The following is an 18,380-nucleotide window of genomic DNA, read 5'->3' on the forward strand; positions in this document are numbered from 1 at the left end:
GTTCATGAAAAAAATAATCATTCGCAATAACGCTTATAGCTTAAATAAAATATGGATGAGGGTCAACAATATTTCAAAAATTTCTTTATATTTTTTATAAAAGCGCGTGTCGCAAAATTTTCGTCTGTTATAATCACGATTTTTCTTGCATTCTGACGTCACATAGTGTATATACAAACGAATTACAATCGAATATACAATCGATAAAACATAGCGCACCAATCGCAAATATTTACTACAATCATATATATGAGCCCACTTGTAAATTTAGCAACAAAAGATGCTAGCAAATGCCTAAAAATACCGAATCAATCCAGCAATAAGTATTCTAGAGGAGTTTTAGGCGTAATCACTGGATCTAACGAGTATCCGGGAGCTGCTGTATTAAGCACTCGCGCAGCGGCATATTCAAATATTGGAATGGTTCGTTATTCAGGCCCTCTTCGAGCACAAAACTTAGTATTACAGGCTTCACCAGAAGTAGTAGCATCGCAAAATTTGCAAGGAAAAGTTGACGCAATAACAGTCGGCTCTGGCATACCTGACGCCGAACATTGCAACAGCGAAAGCGCACAAGAACAAAGAGAACAAATTGCGAACATACTTAAAAACTATGAAAACGAAAGCCAATCAAGCAATATTCAATCGCAATCACAATCGCAATCACAAAGTGCACTCCCCCCAATATGTGTAGACGCTGGAGCTTTAGATTTACTTCCTAAAAAAGTTTGCACAAAAGTAGTTTTAACACCACACGCATGCGAATTAAGCTCACTGTTTAAAAGATACGATTTAGAAATAAGCGCTCAGGAAATATTGCAAAATCCTGTTGAGTACGCTCAAAAAGCAGCAGATCTTACTGGAGCAACCGTGCTTGTTAAAGGCGCTAAAACAGTCGTTGCCTCTCCAAGCTACACTCATACGCCAATATACGTTGCTCAGTACGGCCCAACTTGGCTTGCAACTGCAGGATCTGGGGATGTGTTAGCAGGAATTTTAGGGGCTCTACTTGCACAGCGCGAAAAGCAAGACGAAAGCCGCACAAACTACGCATTTATTGCAGCAAGTGCAGCAGTAATTCACGGAATTTGCGCAGTATTTGCTTCTAGAAGCAGCGGAGGAAATAGCTACGCTCAGCTCGTGCAAGATATGTTAAAAGCAAAAAAGCCGTTAGCTTTAGAACACCCAATTGTGGCAAGCGACATAATTAGCGCACTTCCCCACGTACTTGGGATTCTTATAAATATAAAGTAACTTGCAAACTAGAAACTACTAAAAGAAAGCACATATCAGTATGAACAACACAAAACCGCTTAAAATTCACGACGTTATGTTTGATTATTGCCGAGTTCTACTCGAATGGAATTGCCGCAATTGCTTGCAAAAACAGTTCCCGAATTTAGTTGACACAATCTGCCCTAACGGAAGCTTTGGAAAAAATGATTTAGCAGGATTCTACGAGTTTGAAGACCGCATGGACGGTGGCGAGCTTTTGAAAGATCTTATGCCAGAATATGAACGCAGATTTGGAAGCGAGCTTGCCGAAGCATTCCGTTGGTATTGCGCAAATTATGATCAGGTTTTAACGCGAATGATGCCAGGAATGGTTGATTTACTTCACGATTTACAAAAAGCAGGCTACGGAGTGTGGGGACTTACGAATTGGTCGAGTGAAACTTTCCCACTGGCCCTTAGAAAATTCCCGAAACTTTCAACGCTTTTGCAGGGCACTATTATTTCTGGAGTTGAACATTTACACAAGCCACAGCCGGAAATTTTTGAGCTTGCAATGAGCAGATTTAATCTCGAAGCCGAACACACAGTATTCTTTGACGACAAGCCTGCAAATATTGACGGAGCCCACGCTGTTGGCATGCACGGTTTTGTTTTTACAACAGCCGAGCAGGCGCGTAAAGATTTAGCATCAATTGGTGTTGAACTTTAATTTTTGCAAATTCGCATGGCGATGCCTTTTGCTAAATTCGTTACCGGCTCTTATTTAACTCACTACTACTCAACTTACAAAAGTTTATAAAGGAAGCTCAATATGACTTTGTTACAGCTGAAATATATTGTGAAAATCGTCGACTGCGGTTCAATGAACGAAGCAGCGCGAGCACTTTATATTTCACAGCCTGCACTGAGTTCATCTGTAAAAGAGCTTGAACGTGAGCTAAATATTGAGATTTTTACAAGATCAACTCAAGGAATTGTTTTAACTTCCGACGGTGCAGAATTTTTAACATACGCACGACAAGTCATTGAGCAAGCTGATTTGCTTGAGGAACGCTACAAAAGCACAAAGCCACGCCCACAATTGTGCAGCGTTGCAACACAACACTACATGTTCGCTATTGAAGCATTTGTTGATATGATTCGTAGCATAAATTCCGACGAATACGAGTTTTCTATTCGTGAAACGCGCACAAAAAATATTATTAAGCAAGTAAGCGATATGCGCGCAGATCTTGGACTTTTGTACCTTTCGGACTACAACAAGGATGTAATTGGCAAGCTGCTTCGCGAAAAACATTTGGAATTCCACCCTCTTTTCCGAGCAAAATTGCACGTTTTTCTTTCCAGAAACAATCCTCTTGCAGCTCACAAAAGCCTGAGCTTGGAAGACTTGAAACCATACCCGTTCATTCAGTACGAGCAGGGAGAAGAAGGAAGCTTCTTCTTTGCAGAGGAAGCAGTGTGGCCAACTCGTCCGCCGAAAAAAATCAACGTTTCCGACCGCGCAACAATCCTGAACTTTATTATTGGACTAAACGGCTACACAATTTGCACTGGAATTAACAACGGCGACTTGAACAACGAAAAAATCGTTACAATTCCGCTAGAATGTGACGACACTATGCTTGTTGGCTGGATTACCAACGAAAGAACTAAACTTTCTAAAGCCTCACTCGCCTACCTTACTCAGCTTAAGTCTGTAATAACAAGGCATGGCTACACGCTTATTGATTCGCAAAATTAGATATAAACATATGCATTGCGCAATCAATTACATTTACATTGCGCAATCAATGCAAAACAAAGAGAAGCAACTCAAAGTAGTGTAATGTATTGTAGTGTACGCAGCGCGAGGTTAAGACGCACAACACATAAATACGCTCGCAGCTAATACGTTATGCGTTAACTGCGCGCGATTAATTTTAGCAATCAGCAATCAGCAATCAGCAATCAAAAACGCTAAAAGTTATCCACATTTCTTTAATCGAATTGACGCCCACTTTTGCTATTCATAAAATCTCTATTAATTCGCCGCAAAGAAAAGGAGGTGCGCGATGAGCATTATTAACGTAGCGGCAAAAATATTGGAAATTATGGGGCCAATGACAACCATGAAACTGCAGAAGCTTGTATATTATTCTCAAGCGCACAGCTTAGCCACAACCGGATTGTCGCTATTCCCGGAAGATTTTGAGGCTTGGACAAACGGTCCAGTCTCACTGGAATTATTCAACAGGCATCGAGGAAGATTTACAATTCGCAGAGAAGAACTACTGATTTCTCTTCCAGAAAGATGCGCAGATTTGGAAGATGAGCAGGTGAAAATCATAGAGGAAGTGTGCGCGAAGCTTGGAAATCTTACCGGAAATCAGCTAAGCGAAAGAACGCACAAAGAAAATCCGTGGATTAGCGCCAGAATAGGCATACCTGCGAATCAAGGCAGCGAGGAAATAATTTCCAAGAAGTCTATTCACGACTATTACGTAAATCATCCTGTTGTGTAGGCGCGGTTTGGCGAGGAGCGGTTTGGTCAATTACCGTTGTTTTCTCAGTCTGCTAACTGAGTTAGTAACAGTGTTTGGGTTGTGAACGTTGTTTTCTCAGTTCGTTAGCTGAGATATTAACAGTGTTTTGCCGATTAGCGTTGTTTTCTCAGTTCGTTAGCTGAGATATTAACAGTGTTTTGCATTTGGCACATGACTCTAGATATCGCAGGAGCCGGCGCCCAAGATACTCAGGCAATTCCGGCTCCAACTTCCATATCCTCCGAAGAGATAGGCAATAAATTCATTGTATCAGTATGCGACAATATTGGGGTAAGCTGCAAAAGAAAACAACTAAGGAGAGCACGTTGTTATTAGCAAGTGCCCGCCTTAATTATTAAAAACAGTTTTATTTATAAGTACACCTAAAGCGCGGTGCCGTGCTCATCTAGGCGCGGATTGCGTTTAGCGTTGCTAAAGCTAAAGAACAGCCCAAACACGCCCAAAGCAAACAGCACTGCAATAGTTATAACGAGCGCAATCGGCTGGCTTGGCTGCCACATAATCACCAAAAATGCGAATGCAGAAATCAAAATCACAGCCCAAGAGAAAACGCCAATAACCTTACGAACTGCGTTCCAAGTATCGTCGCCTGATTCAGCTCTGCGAATGTTTCGGGCAATTTTTTCTTCTTCAGCCGTCACATTAGAAGTTGGCTTCCAAGGACCAGCACCCTTTTCTTGAAGCTTGCGAGAACGCTCTTGAAGATTATATTCGTCAATCATTCCGCCGCGAGCGCGACCTTTCGTTTCATCATACTGCGAAGGAATACCCCTACGATTCCGCTTATCCCTTGCGCGACGCTCTTTGCGGTTTGCCATGATTAAGTTCCTTTCTACGCTGAAATTTTCGCATACAACGCATCTATTGCACAAAACTCACACAATACGCACTATTTTAGCACGTAAGGCCTTCTTCACACGCGTCAACGATTCTTTCTATTAATAAATCGTTGAGCAGCCTACCTTTGCGCGTTGCAATAATGCGATTTTCGTGCAACTCTGCCAAGTCTTCCTTGCACACTTCGCGTACCACTTTTTGCAAATGCGAATCGTCGAACACCTGATTAGTTTCACGCATCTTTGCGCACAATTGCGAAATATTAAGCCCTTCCCTAATGCGCAACCCAAGCATTACTTCTTCAATTAGCGCGTCTTCAGCGTTTATGCACTCGTAGTTTTGCCACGGCACGTTTCCTGCGTTAATAGCCTGAGCCCAGCGTTTTGGATGCAAAATATCCCATGCGCGCAAATTGTATTCTTGATTAGGATTCGCTTCTTTAGCATCCGAATCAACACTTTGCTTGCTAAGAGCGCTCGCCGCATTGTAGTGAGAGTGCGCTCCAGGACCAATTCCAGCCCAATCAATGTTTCGCCAGTAGCCAAGATTGTGCTGAGATTCAAAACCGGTGCGCGCCCAATTAGAAATCTCATACCACTTTAATCCAGCAGAACTAAAAAGCTCGTCTGCTAACTCGTATTTTGCTGCTTCATCATCGTCGTTTGGCGCTTGAATTGTTCCAGCAGCAATTTGACGACCCATTTTTGTGCGCGGCTCTACCGTTAGCGCGTATGCAGAAACGTGGTTTACGCCCAGCTTCAAAGCCATTTCTACCGACTTTCGCCAATCGTCTAAACTCTCCCCCGGAGCGCCATAAATCAAGTCAACACTTGAACGCAAACCGCAAGCATTTGCAGCTTTAACTCCGCGCTCTACGTTTTCTGGCGTATGCGTGCGATCAAGCGTTTTTAGCACATGCGGCACAGCTGATTGCATACCGAACGATATTCGCGTAAATCCGCCTTCTGCAAGCTCCTGAATATAAGACTCATCTGCAGTATCTGGGTTTGCTTCAGTAGTGATTTCCGCACCAGTTTTCAATCCCCACAAGTTTCGTATTTCCTGCAAAATTCGCACTAAGTCATGCGCTTTAAGAACTGTTGGAGTGCCTCCGCCGAAGAAAACAGATTGCGCTTTAGGCTCGAAAATCCCGTGATATTCCTGCCATTTTTTAACAAGACGCATCTCTTGAATCGCAACGTCGGCATAGCCTTCGCGACTTGCTCCCTCACCCAAATCAAGCGCAGTATACGTGTTAAAATCGCAGTAACCACATCGACGCAAGCAAAACGGCACATGCACGTACACTTCAAAAGGCATGATTGTAGTTTGCGTAGCTGATTTATTTAATTCAGCATCCAACTCTAAACTCATCCTTCAGACTTTTGCGCTGCGCGAATTTTATCTTTAGTATCTCTGTCATTTGCACTCTCATCAGTAGCCAAAGCCGCAACGAATGCTTCCTGCGGAACTTCAACGTGTCCGAGCATCTTCATGCGCTTCTTGCCAGCCTTCTGCTTTTCCAAAAGCTTGCGCTTACGCGTAATATCGCCACCGTAGCATTTTGCGAGCACGTCTTTTCGAAGCGCGCTAATAGTTTCGCGCGCAATAATACGCGAGCCGATTGCCGCCTGAATTGGAATCTCAAACTGTTGACGAGGAATAAGACCGCGAAGCTTCTTCGTCATCATAACGCCGTAAGAATAAGCCTTATCTCGGTGCACAATCGCACTAAAAGCGTCGACCTTATCTCCCTGAATAAGAATATCAACCTTCACAAGGTCAGCAGCCTGCTCACCATCCTCGTGGTAGTCAAGAGAAGCGTAGCCTTTTGTGCGGCTTTTGAGCTGATCGAAGAAGTCAAAAACGATTTCTGCAAGAGGAATTCTGTAGTGCATTTCCACACGGTCGGCACTAATGTATTCCATTGTGCCCATTTCTCCGCGATGCTCCTGGCACAAATCCATTACAGCACCAATAAATTCTTTAGGCGTAATAATATCTGCCGCAACCATCGGCTCAATAATGCGCTTAATTTTCCCTTCAGGAAACTCGCTAGGATTCGTTACGTGATGTTCGCTGCCGTCTTCGCTAGTAACGTCGTAAGTTACGTTTGGGGCGGTAGAAATAAGATCCAAGCCAAACTCGCGACTTAAACGCTCGGAAACAATCTCCATGTGCAAAAGACCCAAGAATCCGCAACGGAAACCGAAGCCTAATGCAACAGACGTTTCTGGCTCGTAAATAAGAGCAGCGTCGTTAAGTTTTAGCTTGTCAAGAGCATCTCGAAGTTCTGGGAATTGAGCGTTATCAATTGGGAAAAGACCCGCATAAACCATAGGCTTAGGGTCGCGGTAGCCATACAAAGGCTCAGATGCAGGATTTACTGCGCTAGTAATGGTGTCGCCAACTTTAGACTGGCTAACGTCTTTTGCACCTGTAATTACGTAGCCTACTTCGCCGGCTCCAAGCGCCTTTGTTGGAGTCATATCTGGGCTAATAACGCCGATTTCAATAGGATCGTGCGTCATGCCGATTCCCATCATATGCAACTTTTCGCGCGACTTAAGTTCGCCATCAACCATACGAATATAGGTGACGATTCCGCGATACGAATCGTAGACGGAGTCAAAAATAAGCGCGCGAGCAGGAGAATCAGGATTTCCGCTTGGGGCTGGAACTTCCAACACAATTTGATCAAGTAAGTCTTTAACACCTTCGCCGGTTTTGCCAGACACGCGTAGAACATCTTCCGGCTTGCAGCCGATTAAGCCCGCAATTTCTTCAGCATGCTTGTCTGGCTCTGCGCTTGGCAAGTCGATTTTGTTAAGCACAGGAATAATCGTCAAATTGTGGTCGATTGCCATATAAAGATTAGAAAGCGTTTGCGCTTCAATGCCCTGAGTTGCGTCAACAAGCAGCACCGCACCTTCGCATGCTGCCAGCGCGCGCGAAACCTCGTAAGTAAAATCGACGTGACCAGGAGTATCAATCATGCCAAGCGAATACTCTTTGCCCTCAAAAGTCCAAGGAACACGAACAGCCTGAGATTTAATAGTAATTCCGCGCTCTTGCTCAATATCCATGCGATCCAAGAAACGGTCACGCATTTCACGCTCCGGAACGATTCCGGAAAGCTGCAAAATGCGGTCAGCTACGGTAGACTTGCCGTGATCGATATGCGCAATAATGCAGAAATTGCGTATCAACGACTGATCCGTAAATCCTGGCTGGTTATGCGGTGTAATCAAAGCAAGCATCTCCTTATTAAATACGCGGATAGTATTAAATCGCGCAAGCTACGCAAGTAATTAATCTTACCAACTCTACTACCCTAGTCTAGTAAAACAAACGCCGGGAAAATACACGGCAAATGTAGTCACACACAGGCAAAACGACCACAAACGCCGGGAAAATACACGGCAAATGTAGTCAAATACAGACGAAACAACAACAAATGCCAGGAAAATACACGGCAAATGTAGTCAGATTATGTCGAAACAACAACAAACGCCAGCGACTAGTAAAGTTATCCAATAATCATGATATGCTTACGCTTTGTATGTCCTTATATAGCAAACGTCGTTTGGAGTAACAGTGGCAAACATTAAGTCGCAGAAGAAGCGCGTGCTCACCAACGAGAAAGCACACAAGCGTAACGTAGCAGTAAAGTCTGCTTTGAAGACCGCTATTCGTGCAACTCGTGAAGCCATCACCGCTGGTGATAAGGCTGCAGCACAGGCCGCTTTCGCAGTAGCCGCTCAGAAGCTTGACAAGGCTGCAGGCCGTGGCGTGATTCACAAGAATCAGGCTGCAAACCGCAAGTCCGGTCTTGCTGTAGCGATTAACGCTCTGTGAAGTTTGTGCAGGTAACTGCATAACACAGCATGTAAGGAAAATCCCCAGTACCAACAGGCGCTGGGGATTATTTTTATACGCGACTAAAAACTCATTTAGATTATTCGCACTTAAGATATTTAAGACTATCTAAAACTATCTGCGCTTGCGATTGTTTAAGTTTAAGCGGCGAATGCGCGGACGTCGCACTTTAATCGGCTCAGTGCGATTCATTGCTCCGAATAAAGTCAAGTCAAATTTTACAGATAGCAAACGCATTGCAACTACCAGCGCAACAATAAGCACATCCAAAATAATCTCAACAGTTACGCCAAATAAACCAGCGTGTTTTGCTTTAAATACAAAAACCGTAAGAACGCAACCAGCTGCAGCCGGAACAGCATACCAATGTTTATCTCGCACAATAACTGGAACCTGATTCAAAATCATGTCGCGAATAAGACCGCCTCCCAAAGCGGTCGCCATTCCTAAAAATACTGAAGTCGTGCCAGACATGTGAAAATCTAAGCCTTTTGCAGTTCCGTTTACAGCAAATAATCCCAATGCGAGCGCGTCAATCGTAAGCATAAACCAACGCCACTTATCAATCTCTGGATGCGCAATCGCAACAATTATGCCGGAAAGTAGGCCAGCAATCACAAAACCATGATCCGCAATCCCAACAGGCGGTAGCGCTCCAAGTAAAACATCGCGCACAATTCCGCCACCCAACGCAGTAATCCAAGAAGTGGTAATAATGGCAAAAACATCGTACTTTTTACGAATAGCCCACAGTCCGCCAACCATTCCGCAGCATCCCACAGCAACATATTCAACAATTAGAAAGAAGATGTTATCCCCTAATGCGCCTTCCACAGAATATCCCTTCAAAAATAATTATTACGATTACGCAAAACAGATTGCGAAAAACAGATTACGCAAATAAGTGACGCGCCGTACCTTATATGAATCTACATACATAGAGCACGACGCGCCACACGCAATTATTTATATTAAATTATTTGCAACTTGCGTAAGCGTTTGCAAACTATTTATCAGCTTATTATTAGCTAATTAGTCGCAAACTTTCCACATCCAGTTGTGCTTGTCTTCAACATCGCCAAGCTGAATGCCAAGTAACTCGTCGCGCAAAGCCTGAGTCAACTCACCAACACCACCGTCAGAAACCTTAAGATCGAAGTCGTCTGACTTAAAGCGACCAATTGGCGTGATGATTGCAGCAGTACCGCAAGCAAAGACTTCAGTTACCTCGCCAGAACGAATGTCGTCAAGCAAGCCTTGAAGCGGAATCATAGTTTCAACAACCTCATGACCGGCCTCTTTAGCAAGCTGAATCAAAGAACGACGCGTAACGCCTGGAAGAATGCTGCCAGTAAGAGATGGTGTTTCCAAATGACCATCCTTGTGGAGCGCAAACATGTTCATTCCGCCAAGCTCTTCCAAATAAGTCTTAGTTGCAGCATCCACGAAGCAAACCTGCTCGCAACCATGCTCAATACCCTTGTATTCACCAAGCAAGGAAGCAGCGTAATTTCCGCCGCACTTAGCAAAACCGGTACCACCAGGACCAGTGCGGAACCACTGATCTTCAACCCAAATGCTAACAGGCTTCAAACCACCCTTGAAGTATGGGCCGGATGGAGAAGCAATAACGCAATATTCAACCTCGTGAGCTTCACGCACACCAAGGAATGGCTCGGAAGCAAACATGAACGGACGCATGTAAAGCGTATACTCGCGGCGGCTTGGAACCCACTGCTTATCGCGCTTTACCAAAGCTGCAACAGAACCAATAAAGTCGTCAATAGAAAGATCTGGCAAGTACAAACGCTTAGCAGAATTTTGGAAGCGAGCAGCGTTAATATCTGGACGGAACAGCCAAATTGAACCGTCGGCACGCTTGTACGCCTTCAAACCTTCGAAGCATTCCTGAGCGTAATGCAAAACGGATGCGCCTGGATCCATTTTCAATGGTCCGTAAGGCTCAACGCGACGATCCGACCAGCCTTCGCCTTTAGTCCAAGACATGTGAACCATATTGTCGGAGAAAATCTGACCGAAAGCAGGCTTATCAATAAGTTCGTTGCGCTTTGCGTCCGAAACAGGATTATCGTTAGGCAGAACTTCAAAGTTGCCAGCTAATTTGTTCAACAGAGCAGGATTGCTATGATCATCGGATTCATAGGCGTCCGAAAACTCTGGAGCGATTTCTAAATCAGCCATTATGTCTCTTTTCTATCTGTAATATTTTTTATTGCCTTTTAACGCAATTAACGTATAGGATAATACGATTCTTGCGTTTAGCAAAACTTACACGCCAAAATATTTTAAGAAATATTTCAAAAAATATGGTTGAAAGTAAAAATTATTTAGCAAATTTATTGATTTTATACAAAAAAGCCGCATAAGTCAGTTCTTATGCGGCTTAAAATTTTAAACTATTTATAAGTTATAAGTTAATTCGTAATTAAATACGATAGCTTACTTTATAGCTTACTTTATAACTTACTTTTCTTCTGCAGCAGGAGCATCAGCTGGAGCGGCGGCAGCATCAGCAGCAGGAGCAGCAGCTTCGGCTGGAGCAGCATCTTCAGGAACGGTGACGCTAACAACAGACTCTTCGCCATCCATGTCGAGCACAACGCCCTTAGGAAGCTTAACGTCCTTAGCAAAGACCTTGGTGCCGTCGGTCAAGCCGTCAACGTTAACAACAACACGCTCTGGCAAGTTGGCAACGTCTGCGCGAACCTTGAGCTCCTGAACGTCAACGAATGCAACAGCAGCACCCTTTGGAGTACCTTCAACGAAGACTGGAACTTCAACGTCAATCTTTTCGCCAGCCTTAACCTCGTAGAAGTCAATGTGCTCAACAATGCGCTTAACAGGATTGCGCTGAACATCCTTAACAACTGCAATACGAGATTCCTTGCCAAACTTAATAGTGAACAAAGCATTTGCGTGACGCAAAGCCAAAGTGGTCTCACGCATTGGAAGAGTGACGTGCACTGGATCAGCACCGCCAGCGTAAAGGCTTGCTGGAATCAAATTTGCAACACGCAAGCGGCGAGCAACGCCCTTGCCAAACTCGTTGCGAACTTCGCCTTCAAGAGTAATCTTTGTAGCCATATCGGTCTCCTTATGGTCTGGATAGTTTTGTTTGTTAATCCAGCTTCAGGCGCACCGACGCGCCGAAAACCATAAGTGGCTATCAGCCCAGTCGATAACGGAACTTTGCCAACAATCAGTCAGCATATTCCCTCGCCAAAGCAACTTTTCTAGTGTAACCACAGAGCAAGACTAATTTTAAATCTCAATTATTTAATAAATAAAATAAAATAATATGCAAACACTTACACAACTTGAGCACACAAACGATTATTATAGATAACAGCACTAAGCGCACTTTGAAACTATGCGCTTTTAAGAGCCGCTAAGGCATGATTAAGGAGCAGATGTGTCCGTCTTTAATGCACTCCAACAGCAAGCGTTTAATCTTGCACGTAAAGCATTGCGTATTGGCAGCAATTTCGCACACCCAGTCAGCGACGATCGCGCAGGCGAACCAGGCTACCAGAATGAAGAACAAGAATCTTCTACAAATACTCTACTTTCGCAAAATAAACGTCTTCCACGTGTAGAAGAGTGGGGCGCAGGAATGCCAACGACCACGTTTATTGACCCAGAAACAGGTTTGCTTACCACAAAAACGGAAAGCGCTGCACCACTGGAAGAAGGCACAAGCATTTACGACTTGTACGCAGACCGTGCTGCACGCATGGGAGACGACCCGCTTTACACTTACAAAGAAAACGATACGTGGGTTACTAAAACAGCAAATCAGTTCCTTAAAGAAGTTAGGGATGCAGCAAAAGGCTTAATTCACTACGGCTTGCACAAGGGAGATGCTGTTGCTCTTATGTGCAAAACGTCGTACGAGTGGGATGTTACAGATGCTGCTGTTATGGCTTGCGGCGGCGTGCTCGCCACTATTTACGACACGGATTCTGAAGAGCAGATTCGCAACATTGTTAATAATTCCGACTCGCGTTTCCTTATTGTTGGAACTACAGAAATGCGAGATAAGGCAGACGGCGCTATTGAAGAATGCCCAAGCTTGGAACGTATTATTTGCTTAGAAACCGGCGGGTTGGAAGAGCTTAAAGCTTTTGGCTCTACAGTTAGCAACGAAGAATTGGACGAGCGCATTGATTCCGTAAAGAAAACAGACTTGTGCTCAATTGTTTACACTTCCGGCTCCACAGCAGCGCCTAAAGGCGTTGAAATGACACACGAGCACTACTGCACAACCGCACTAAACCTGCCAATCTACCTGCCAGATTTGTTAAGCGAAAAAGACGGTTCCGTACTTCTGTTCCTTCCGCAAGCACACTCTTTTGCACGCGCAATCAACTACATTGTTGTGGCAAGTACATTGCGAATTTACATTGCTCAAGGAATTTCTACTTTAATTTCTGATTTGCAGGTTGCAAAACCTACGGTTATGATTGTTGTTCCTCGAGTTCTTGAAAAAGTGTATAACGCGGCTTCGCAGAAGGCCGGTCACGGCGCTAAAGGCTTGGCTTTCCAGGGTGCTGTTGTGACTGCTCAGCAGTATATGAAGGAAGTTCAAGAGTTTGGTGATGCTAAAGCGCTTACCAAAGCTCGCCGCACTGCTTACGATCCACTTGTTTACCGTCCACTTCGCCAGGCTCTTGGCGGACGCGCGCACTGGATTGTTGCCGGCGGCGCTCCACTAGACCCTGAGCTGTTTTCCTTCTTCCGCGGCGCAGGAGTTCCAGTGTACGAAGGCTACGGTCTTACTGAAACCACTGCCCCATGCGCGTTTACACCAATCGGAGTTCCTTTCCGTGAAGGCTCTGTTGGAATTGCATTCCCAGCCTTTACTTTGCGAATTGCAGAAGATGGCGAAGTGCAAATTAAGGGCACATGCGTGTTCCATAAGTACCATAAGAACGACGAAGCAACTGAAACTTCGTTCACCAAAGACGGCTGGTATGCAACAGGCGATTTGGGAAGAATTGACGACGAAGGCATGCTTTATATTACCGGCCGCAAAAAGGATTTGATTATTACAGCCGGCGGTAAAAACGTTGCACCTGGACCTATTGAAGAGATGATTAAGAGATGCGAGATTGTGTCTCAAGCATTAGTACTTGGAGATAAGCGTCCATTTATTTCCGCACTTGTTACTTTAGACGAGGAGATTTTGCGCAACTGGCTTAAGCTTAAGGGATTAGACGAAACCATGAGCATGAGCGAAGCCGCAAATAATGCTGTTGTGCGCGCCGAAGTACAGAAGTTCGTTGACAGTGCTAACGAGGGCGTGTCTCGCGCAGAATCCGTGCGAAAGTTCATTATTTTGCCAGAAGAGTTTACGCAAGAAAATGGCTTAATGACAGCATCTATGAAGATTATTCGCCCGCGTGTTATTAAGCATTACGCAACGCTGCTTAATACGCAGATGTACACTTCGCGAAAGAAGTAGGCGTAGGCAAGTTTTGTATATGGCTTCTTGCGAGAAGCAAGCGTAAGCTTTCGCAAGAAGCAGACGTTTGCAAGTTTTATATATGGATTCGCGTATGTTTAGTGCGACTTGCGCGAATCCATAAATTTTTCTTAATAATCTATGGGTATTTGATAAAATTACCGTGAAAAAACTTGATACCCCCCCCCCGTTGAAGAATACAATATTTTCTTAGCACAAGTTAAAAGAAAAGCTACATTCACAACAATGTTGCTTTTCTAAAAAGCTTGGCAAGAGATATGAAAATCTTCTGATTTCCATTAACAATTAAGAGGAGAGGTTAATATGAACGCCAAACTCGCAGTAGCAATCTCATTAGGCGCAAGTTCCCTTGCATTATTCGGCATGGCAAATGTGGCCAATGCTGCAACTACTGACACTACTACTCCGCCAAATTCTAATACTTCTACAGTGCAGCCTGGAGAAAGTGCTACAGATAAAGCTCAAAAAGAAGCTAATCAAGCTATTGAAGATGCTAAAACGCAGAAAGAAGCCATTAACACTGAAGTTAATAAGGCTGAAGGCGAAGCTACTGATGCTAATACAGAAGCCACTAATGCTAACAAGGATGTAGACAAAGCTAAGACTGAATTAGAAGACAAGCAAAAAGAAGCTAATACAGCTGAAGAACAGCAAAAAGAAGCTGATAAGGAATTAGATAAAAAGAAGACTGCGGCAGAAAACGCTGACAAAGAGGTTAAAGATACGCAAGCTGCGTTTGATAAAGAAACAGAAAATCAGAAAGCTGCTGAAAATAAGCTGAAAGCGACTCAAGAAGAAAAAGATACAAAAACTACAGAGCTTGGAACTGCAGAAAAAGAAGTTCAAACTAAAACAACAGAACAGACTCAAGCCGGAAAAAACGTAGAAACTGAACAAGGCAAACTAGATGACGCTAATACCCAGCTTGAACAAGCTAAGCAAAATAAGAAGGACGCTCAGGGAAAAGCAAATCAACTTTCTAGCGAGGCTGATCAAAAAGAACAAGCACAAAAAGAAGCAGAGCAAAAAGTAAAAGAAAATACACAACAGCAGGAAAATATTCAAAAACAAATAGATAATCTGAAAGCTGCTGGTTCCGGAACAACAAGTGCCGATGTAAAAGAGCTAGAAAAGAAAGCAAATGAAGCTAAGCAGGCTTATGAGGAAGCAAATAATACAGAAACCCAAAAAGCTCAAGAAGCTCAAAAAGCTACTGACGCAATCGCTCCTAAAGCAGAAGAACTCAACAATGTAGAAACTGCGCTTAAGCAAAACGAAAATTATAAGAATAATATAGCTTCATTTGACCAAGCTGCAGATGATGCAACCAAAAAATACAATGAAGAATATAATAAAGAGAAACTTGATCCAGAAGTAGAAAAAGGCTTCGAAGGATTCTTGGAATATATTATTTCCACAGAAAAAGCAAAAACCGATGGCTCAAGAAATGAAGATTTAATTGCAGATGCTGAACGCGCTCAAAAAATTCTTAGGGGTGAAACTTTTAAGTCAACCTATACAGAAATCAAAATAGGTGAAGACACTTACGGCAACCCTGCAAAAGACATGAAAGCTCCAATCTGGGCTGATTACGTTAAAAAACTTCGACGTGTTGGCGGAGCAGATTCTTTGCAAAATTTGAAGGAAGCTGCAACTTATTATGATGCACTTAATAAAGTTCGTAACGAAGAAAGAGCTGGTTTACCAACAGTTGGCGTACGCTTAAGCCTTATTGCTGAAAGCATCATACACTCCTTCTACTCTGCATCGATACAAGATCATGCTGCTAATTTCGACATGGAACATAATGTGAACCCTAATTCTCCAGAGCAGCTTAAATCTCACGCGTACGATGATTCTTCAGAAAATCTTGCGTGGGGAGAATTTGACGGCAACGATTCCAATCGTGCTATTAACAAAAAAGGAACTATGAGCATTGATATAAACAGTACTTCTAATATCGCTCATTCTTCCACTAAATCTAACGCAATGGATGGATGGTATTACAAAGAAAAAGATATCTACGATGGTACACTTTCATCCAATTCATTCGGTGGAAAAACACTAACAGCTGAAGGAAAAACTTTCTTACAGGAACATAGATATGATTTCTTAGATTATGCATCAGCTGGGCTTTCACCAACCTTATTTAATGATGATTCTGATAAAAGTATACAAGACAAGTTCCAACACGCTGTTGGACACTATCTAAATTTTGTTAGTACTAATAATACTGCAGCAGGATTTGCAGAAGCTGATACAGCTATAAAGGATACAAGCTTCACTGTTACTGAAACATCTAACGGTACACGAAAAACATATAACAAAAATGGAACATTGATTTATGACATTGCTGTATGGCATGGCAATTCCGAAAAAACAATATCTGTTGATACTTACAAGGATTTGCTGAATTCTTATATAAATAAAGTCACAGACAATGGCAAAAAGAAGCTAGAGCCTGCTAATTCTAGAAATTTGGCAGATCTTGCTGCAAAAGAAAACGTAGCTGATATCAAATTATTTGATTCTGTTTATAAAGTCATTACCTCTGAAAGTAATAATTCTCAAACAGGCGCTAACACAGTAACTGAGCTTATTAAGAAGGTCATTACAGCAAAGAAGAACTTCGAAGAGGCTAGGGCAAAGGCTACCGCAGCGAATAAAGCTAAGGAAGAGGCTGCTAAGAAGGCTACTGAACTGAAGACTGCTTGGACTACTGCCAATTCAGCATATGAAGCTGCTAAGCAGAAGGCTGAGAATGATGCACAGTTAGGCAAAGAAGCACGCCAGCAACAGATTAATCAGCTTACAACCGAGCTTAACGGCTTGAAAGAAACAGCCAAGACTTTGAAGTCAGAAGCTGAAACTGCAAAGCAGACTGCTAAAGCAGCTCGAACTGCTGCCAAGGCACAGCAAGAAAAAGTTGATGACGAACTTACCAAGGCTGTTAACGAAGCTCAAGTAAGGTTTGATACAGCAACTCAGGCTGTTAAAGAAGCCAACGAAGCCAAAGCTAAGGTTGATCAAGAGCTTAAAGCAGCTAATGAGAAGGTAACTAATCTGAAGCAGACGATTCAGACTCTTGAAGCGCAGATTGCAACTGAGAATCAGAAAGTTACTGAAGCTAATGGCAAAGTTCAAGCTGCTCGGGCTGCTCTTGATGGTGCTAAAGATACTCAGAACACAGTAACAGGCCAGCTTAAAGCGTTACAAACAAAAGCTCAAAATGCTGTTAAAGCGGTTAAAACTGCAAATGATGCTGTTGAAGCTGCAAAAGAAAATGTTGTTAAGAAGATTAAGCTTGCTCAAACTGCTGTAGCAAATGCTCAAACTAAGGTTTCTGAGGCTCAAAAGATTGTTGCAGAAGCTAAAATCAAGATTGAAAATATACAGAAGAATCTTGCAGCAAAACAAGTAGCTTTAGCTGCAACTATTACAGATACAAGCGCTAAAGCACAGCTTAACTCAATCTTCATGTCAGCTACTGGGGAGTTTGAAAGCTTCGTACAAATTCTGACAGGAAAAGTTAGTACGCTCCAAACTACTGCTACCAATCTCACCAAGTCTGCAACAGCACTCAATGATCAACTGCAAAAAGTTGCACCAGAGTCTGTTGTTACACCACCTGTTGTACCACCTGCACCAAAGCCACCGGTTGTTGTGCCAAGTCATGATGGAGAAAGCGGTCACGGCAATACTGGTAATACTGGTAATACTGGCAACACTGGCAACACTGAAAACGGTGGTAACACTGGAAACAGTAATGTTCCATTCATTCCACAAACACCACATGTTAGTGTTCCTGCTGTTGATGTTGAACAACAGTCTAACGAGTTTGCTTCAACTACCGCAGAAAATCACGCTACAAAGGCTGTTTCTAAGAGTGAAGCTGGAAAGTCTACTAAGGAAGAACGTGCGAATGCAAAGAACACGAAGCACGCTAACCACACTGCTTCTGCAAATGCGGCAGCAACTTCTAACTCTGGCGTAGCACAAAGCAAGAACGCTAAAGATTCTAAGAATGCTGAATCGAAGGAATCTGCAAAGGAAGACTCCGCAAAGCAAGAAACTCAGGATTCTAATAGCAATAGCAGCGATCAAAACAGCACGCCAAACAATACTCCAAGCAACGAGTCCAAGAATGCTCAAGCAAACGGCAATGCTGCAAAGGCACAAAACAGCTCCAACAACACGCTTACAATTGGCGCAGTTGTGGCAGTTGTGATTGCTGGAATTGTTGCAATCGGCGGAGGTGTGACTTTCGCACGTCACCGTCGCATGTAGTTGAAACTAAATAAAACAAAAACCGCAGTCGAAATTATATCGGCTGCGGTTTTTTATAAGCGCTGTACTGAACAAGCTAATTAAAACAC

Annotated in this window: 13 protein-coding genes; 7 read left to right on the forward strand and 6 right to left on the reverse strand. The window is 43.3% G+C overall.

What is annotated here, in order from left to right:
* Positions 1 to 249 precede the first annotated feature (249 nt).
* The 4 genes from HXT33_RS03835 to HXT33_RS03850 all read left to right on the forward strand — a co-directional run bounded on the left by HXT33_RS03835 (position 250) and on the right by HXT33_RS03850 (position 3,740).
* The gene (locus HXT33_RS03835; protein ID WP_421786581.1) at positions 250 to 1,254 is read left to right on the forward strand and encodes an ADP-dependent NAD(P)H-hydrate dehydratase; all 1,005 of its coding nucleotides are present in this window, start codon (positions 250 to 252) and stop codon (positions 1,252 to 1,254) included.
* A 40-nt stretch (positions 1,255 to 1,294) separates the two neighbouring features.
* Entirely contained in the window at positions 1,295 to 1,945 is a 651-nt protein-coding gene (locus HXT33_RS03840; RefSeq protein ID WP_421786583.1) for an HAD family hydrolase, read from the forward strand.
* A gap of 102 nt (positions 1,946 to 2,047) precedes the next feature.
* Positions 2,048 to 2,980: a LysR family transcriptional regulator gene (locus HXT33_RS03845; protein WP_004129177.1), complete on the forward strand. Its 933-nt coding sequence runs from the start codon at positions 2,048 to 2,050 to the stop codon at positions 2,978 to 2,980.
* Between the two features lie 310 nt (positions 2,981 to 3,290).
* Positions 3,291 to 3,740: a Panacea domain-containing protein gene (locus HXT33_RS03850; protein ID WP_421786585.1), complete on the forward strand. Its 450-nt coding sequence runs from the start codon at positions 3,291 to 3,293 to the stop codon at positions 3,738 to 3,740.
* A gap of 404 nt (positions 3,741 to 4,144) precedes the next feature.
* On the opposite strand, the gene HXT33_RS03855 is transcribed toward HXT33_RS03850, so the two are convergent.
* The 3 genes from HXT33_RS03855 to lepA form a co-directional block, all read right to left on the reverse strand.
* Complete coding sequence (locus HXT33_RS03855) at positions 4,145 to 4,600, reverse strand: tripartite tricarboxylate transporter TctB family protein (RefSeq protein ID WP_421786587.1); 456 nt, start codon at positions 4,598 to 4,600, stop codon at positions 4,145 to 4,147.
* A gap of 76 nt (positions 4,601 to 4,676) precedes the next feature.
* Complete coding sequence (gene hemW / locus HXT33_RS03860; RefSeq protein ID WP_421786589.1) at positions 4,677 to 5,993, reverse strand: radical SAM family heme chaperone HemW; 1,317 nt, start codon at positions 5,991 to 5,993, stop codon at positions 4,677 to 4,679.
* On the reverse strand, positions 5,990 to 7,870 hold the full coding sequence (gene lepA / locus HXT33_RS03865) for a translation elongation factor 4 (protein WP_421786591.1): 1,881 nt from the start codon (positions 7,868 to 7,870) through the stop codon (positions 5,990 to 5,992). Before lepA ends, hemW begins: the two co-directional genes overlap by 4 nt.
* 346 nt (positions 7,871 to 8,216) lie before the next feature.
* On the opposite strand from lepA, the gene rpsT reads away from it, so the two are divergent.
* On the forward strand, positions 8,217 to 8,477 hold the full coding sequence (gene rpsT / locus HXT33_RS03870; protein ID WP_004127335.1) for a 30S ribosomal protein S20: 261 nt from the start codon (positions 8,217 to 8,219) through the stop codon (positions 8,475 to 8,477).
* Positions 8,478 to 8,612: 135 nt separating this feature from the next.
* On the opposite strand, the gene HXT33_RS03875 is transcribed toward rpsT, so the two are convergent.
* The 3 genes from HXT33_RS03875 to HXT33_RS03885 all read right to left on the reverse strand — a co-directional run bounded on the left by HXT33_RS03875 (position 8,613) and on the right by HXT33_RS03885 (position 11,603).
* A complete protein-coding gene (locus tag HXT33_RS03875; RefSeq protein WP_116794070.1) occupies positions 8,613 to 9,332 on the reverse strand; it encodes a trimeric intracellular cation channel family protein in 720 nt (239 codons plus the stop codon).
* A 198-nt stretch (positions 9,333 to 9,530) separates the two neighbouring features.
* On the reverse strand, positions 9,531 to 10,700 hold the full coding sequence (locus tag HXT33_RS03880; RefSeq protein ID WP_308583176.1) for a branched-chain amino acid aminotransferase: 1,170 nt from the start codon (positions 10,698 to 10,700) through the stop codon (positions 9,531 to 9,533).
* Between the two features lie 282 nt (positions 10,701 to 10,982).
* Positions 10,983 to 11,603 (reverse strand): 50S ribosomal protein L25/general stress protein Ctc, encoded by a 621-nt coding sequence (locus HXT33_RS03885; protein ID WP_415704168.1) that lies wholly within the window; start codon positions 11,601 to 11,603, stop codon positions 10,983 to 10,985.
* 328 nt (positions 11,604 to 11,931) lie between these two features.
* Here HXT33_RS03885 and HXT33_RS03890 point away from each other — a divergent pair, with 328 nt between their 5' ends.
* On the forward strand, positions 11,932 to 13,983 hold the full coding sequence (locus tag HXT33_RS03890; protein WP_421786594.1) for an AMP-dependent synthetase/ligase: 2,052 nt from the start codon (positions 11,932 to 11,934) through the stop codon (positions 13,981 to 13,983).
* 324 nt (positions 13,984 to 14,307) lie between these two features.
* Complete coding sequence (locus HXT33_RS03895; protein ID WP_421786596.1) at positions 14,308 to 18,291, forward strand: hypothetical protein; 3,984 nt, start codon at positions 14,308 to 14,310, stop codon at positions 18,289 to 18,291.
* Positions 18,292 to 18,380 lie beyond the last annotated feature (89 nt).

The organism is Gardnerella sp. DNF00753 (genome assembly GCF_049244275.1).
Lineage (GTDB): Bacteria > Actinomycetota > Actinomycetes > Actinomycetales > Bifidobacteriaceae > Bifidobacterium > Bifidobacterium greenwoodii.

What these genes read in the sequence shown, in the direction of transcription:
- HXT33_RS03835 (WP_421786581.1), top strand. Translation starts at nt 250, where the DNA reads ATGAGCCCACTTGTAAATTTAGCAACAAAAGATGCTAGCAAATGCCTA.
- HXT33_RS03840 (WP_421786583.1), top strand. Translation starts at nt 1,295, where the DNA reads ATGAACAACACAAAACCGCTTAAAATTCACGACGTTATGTTTGATTAT.
- HXT33_RS03845 (WP_004129177.1), top strand. Translation starts at nt 2,048, where the DNA reads ATGACTTTGTTACAGCTGAAATATATTGTGAAAATCGTCGACTGCGGT.
- HXT33_RS03850 (WP_421786585.1), top strand. Translation starts at nt 3,291, where the DNA reads ATGAGCATTATTAACGTAGCGGCAAAAATATTGGAAATTATGGGGCCA.
- HXT33_RS03855 (WP_421786587.1), bottom strand. Translation starts at nt 4,600, where the DNA reads ATGGCAAACCGCAAAGAGCGTCGCGCAAGGGATAAGCGGAATCGTAGG.
- hemW (WP_421786589.1), bottom strand. Translation starts at nt 5,993, where the DNA reads ATGAGTTTAGAGTTGGATGCTGAATTAAATAAATCAGCTACGCAAACT.
- HXT33_RS03880 (WP_308583176.1), bottom strand. Translation starts at nt 10,700, where the DNA reads ATGGCTGATTTAGAAATCGCTCCAGAGTTTTCGGACGCCTATGAATCC.
- HXT33_RS03885 (WP_415704168.1), bottom strand. Translation starts at nt 11,603, where the DNA reads ATGGCTACAAAGATTACTCTTGAAGGCGAAGTTCGCAACGAGTTTGGC.
- HXT33_RS03895 (WP_421786596.1), top strand. Translation starts at nt 14,308, where the DNA reads ATGAACGCCAAACTCGCAGTAGCAATCTCATTAGGCGCAAGTTCCCTT.